This window comes from Halomonas sp. 707B3 (genome assembly GCF_024158645.1).
GTDB lineage: Bacteria > Pseudomonadota > Gammaproteobacteria > Pseudomonadales > Halomonadaceae > Vreelandella > Vreelandella lionensis.
In genome coordinates this window covers 1-3,031 of sequence record NZ_JAMZBE010000241.1, presented here as the reverse complement: position 1 = coordinate 3,031, position 3,031 = coordinate 1, and the positions used below count along the sequence as shown (strand labels likewise).

Annotated in this window: 3 protein-coding genes; all 3 read right to left on the bottom strand. The window is 58.1% G+C overall.

From position 1 onward, the window contains the following. A partial coding sequence (gene htpX / locus BIS10_RS18105; protein ID WP_253507460.1) for a protease HtpX occupies window positions 1–724 on the bottom strand: 724 nt, incomplete at its 3' end. A gap of 114 nt (window positions 725–838) precedes the next feature. After that, a complete protein-coding gene (locus tag BIS10_RS18100) occupies window positions 839–2,086 on the bottom strand; it encodes a pyridoxal phosphate-dependent aminotransferase (protein ID WP_253507456.1) in 1,248 nt (415 codons plus the stop codon). 55 nt (window positions 2,087–2,141) lie between these two features. Continuing rightward, window positions 2,142–3,029 (bottom strand): ribosome biogenesis GTPase YlqF, encoded by an 888-nt coding sequence (ylqF, locus tag BIS10_RS18095; protein ID WP_253507453.1) that lies wholly within the window; start codon window positions 3,027–3,029, stop codon window positions 2,142–2,144. Window positions 3,030–3,031 lie beyond the last annotated feature (2 nt).

Sequence of the window (3,031 nt, the reverse complement as noted above, 5' to 3'; positions counted from 1 at the left end):
TCGCACCGGTGCCTGCCAAGCGGGCACCCGCTTCATCAGCCCGGTACTCGCGGTAGCGGGAGAACCAAGCCACAATCGCGGAAGCGACGATGCCAAACACAATTTCTGCCACCATCACCACCGCAAAATAGCCTATAAAGCCCAGGCCACCTTCGCCGTCGCTGCGGCTTTTCAGGAAGCTATCGACCAAGTGGGCGACAACGCGGGCAAAGAACATAACAAAGGTGTTCACTACGCCCTGAATCAGCGCCAACGTCACCATGTCACCGTTAGCCACGTGGCCAATTTCGTGCGCCAGCACCGCGCGAACTTCTTCAGGACGCATGCGGTTGAGCAAGCCCGCCGATACCGCTACCAGGGCATCGTTTTTATTCCAGCCGGTGGCAAAAGCGTTGGACTGCTGGGCGGGGAAGATGCCTACTTCCGGAGTTTTAATGCCCGCTTCCCGAGACAGCTCGGCCACGGTATCCACCAGCCACTGCTCGGTGGAGTTCGACGGGTTTTCGATAATCACCGTGCCGGTTGAGCGCTTCGCCATCCATTTAGAGATAAACAGCGATACCAGCGAGCCCGCCATGCCAAACACAAAGCAGAAGATCAGCAGGCTGGTGAAGTTAATACCCTGGCTGTTGAGATAGCTCTCAACGCCAAACAGCCGCAGCGTAATGCTGGCGACCAGCAACACCGCTAAGTTAGTGGCTAAAAACAGCACGATTCGCATCATGGATGAAGATCTCCCTCAAGGTCATAACAAGTGTTAATGGAATGATGGCTTAGATACGTGCATTTCATGTCAGTTTCAAGTCGCTGGTTGAGTGTCGATAGCTGCTGCCGATAACTACTGGCGATAGCGAGACAAGAAATTGGCAAAGCGGTCAAGCGCGTCACCGAGCTGGTCGGCCCAGGGCAGCGTGACAATGCGCACGTGATCGGGTTCTGGCCAGTTAAAGGCGGTGCCCTGTACCAGCAGAATTTTTTCCTGCAGGAGCAAGTCCAGCACCAACTGCTGGTCATCTTTAATATTGAACACTTTGGGGTCTAAACGCGGGAACGCGTAGAGCGCGCCTTTGGGCGTTACACAGGAGACCCCAGGAATTGCGTTGAGCTTCTCAACGGTAATGTCGCGCTGGGCCAGCAAACGCCCGCCCGGCAGAATTAAATCGTTGATCGACTGATAACCGCCTAGCGCCGTTTGAATGGCGTGCTGGGCAGGAACGTTGGCGCATAGTCGCATCGAGGCCAGCATGGTCAGGCCCTGAATAAAGTCCTTCGCCCGCTGTTTCGCTAGAGTGCCGGAAATCGTCATCCAGCCAGAGCGAAAGCCCGCGCAGCGGTAGCTTTTAGACAGCCCGTTCATGGTGATCACCAGTTGGTCATCGTCGGCCAGCGCGCCGGTAGCGGTGTGTTCAACCCCGTCGTAGAGAATCTTGTCGTAGATCTCATCGGAGAACACCACTAGATTGTGCTCTTGGGCGATATCCAGCACTTCCCGCACCACTTCCGGTGGGTAGACCGCACCGGTGGGGTTATTGGGGTTGATGATCACAATGGCGCGGGTACGGCTGGTGACTTTGGCACGAATATCGGCCATATCCGGTGCCCAGTCGGCCTGCTCGTCGCACAGGTAGTGCACGCCATGGCCGCCGGAAAGGTGGGCGGCTGCGGTCCAGAGCGGGTAATCCGGCGCGGGGATCAGCACTTCGTCGCCGTCGTTTAACAGCGCCTGCATGGCCATGACGATCAGCTCGGAAACGCCGTTACCAATATAGATATCTTCGATACCCACCCCAGGAATCTGCTTACGCTGGCACTCCTGCATAATCGCCTTACGGGCGGAGTAGAGGCCTTTGGAATCACAGTAGCCCTGGGCGGTGGGCAGATTGCGCATCACATCCTGCAGAATCTCTTCCGGCGCTTCGAAGCCAAACGGGGCCGGGTTGCCAATGTTGAGCTTCAAGATTCGCTGGCCTTCCTCTTCCAGGCGCTTGGCGTGGTCGAGTACCGGGCCGCGAATGTCGTAGCAAACGTTGTGCAGTTTGTGTGATTTTTTCAGCGTGTGTGATTCTCTAGGCTGCGGGGTGTCCATGGGGTGCGTTATCCAAAAGTGTCCAGTGCCGTGGAAGTGTTTGACGTGTGGCTCATTATGCGTCGGATGAGGCCGGGCTGTCTTGGTCGTTTTGCGCTGGCGGCGGTGGAATATCTGCCGGGGTTTCCAGCGTGACGCGGCCAAGCTTGCCATCGCGTAACTCATGCAGCAGTACTTCCGCGCCGCGGTGCAGGTCTACTTCGCCGCCAGGGCGCAGGCCGCCGCGTTTTCCGGCGATCTCTTTGAGAATGGCGTGGCCGTCAAACCCGGCAATAGTAAGGAAATCAGGCTTCTTCGGGCCGTCGGCGTCGACTTCCTCCACCACGGGGGCTTCGTAGGTGGGCAGTTCTTTCAGCTTGTAGCGGGCGGTTAGCTCGGCAGGGTAGCGTTTGGCGAGCTCCGCGCTGGCCACAATAGCCACATCGGTATACTCAATGGCGGTATCGCGAATCGCGCCGCTGGCCGCCAAGCGGTAGGCGCTGGCTTGGTCTTCGATTTTGGGCCAGAGCACTCCAGGGGTGTCGATCAGCGCTACTCGGCCATCAATGCGCACTTTTTGCTGGCGCTTGGTCACCGCAGGCTCGTTGCCGGTTTTGGCAATTTTGCGCCCGGCCAGGCCGTTAATCAGCGTCGATTTCCCTACGTTGGGAATGCCCATCACCATTACGCGCACGTCGCGGTCGGCGCGCACCGCCCCTGCCAGCTCGTGGCAAAGCTTAGGAATCTTCTTAAGCTCGCGGGTATTGGTGGTGGTAATCGCCAGGGCGCGAGTGTCTTCCTGGGCGTCAAAAAAGGCCACCCACTCGTCGGTACGGGCGGGGTCTGCCAAGTCGGCGCGGGAAAGAATTTTCAGCACCGGCTTATGGCGGGTCAGCTCGGCCAGCATGGGATTTGCGCTGGAGTAGGGCAGGCGCGCATCGAGCACCTCGATCACCACATCAATTT

Coding starts and splice junctions, on each gene's coding strand:
- BIS10_RS18100 (WP_253507456.1), bottom strand. CDS start 2,086: ATGGACACCCCGCAGCCTAGAGAATCACACACGCTGAAAAAATCACAC.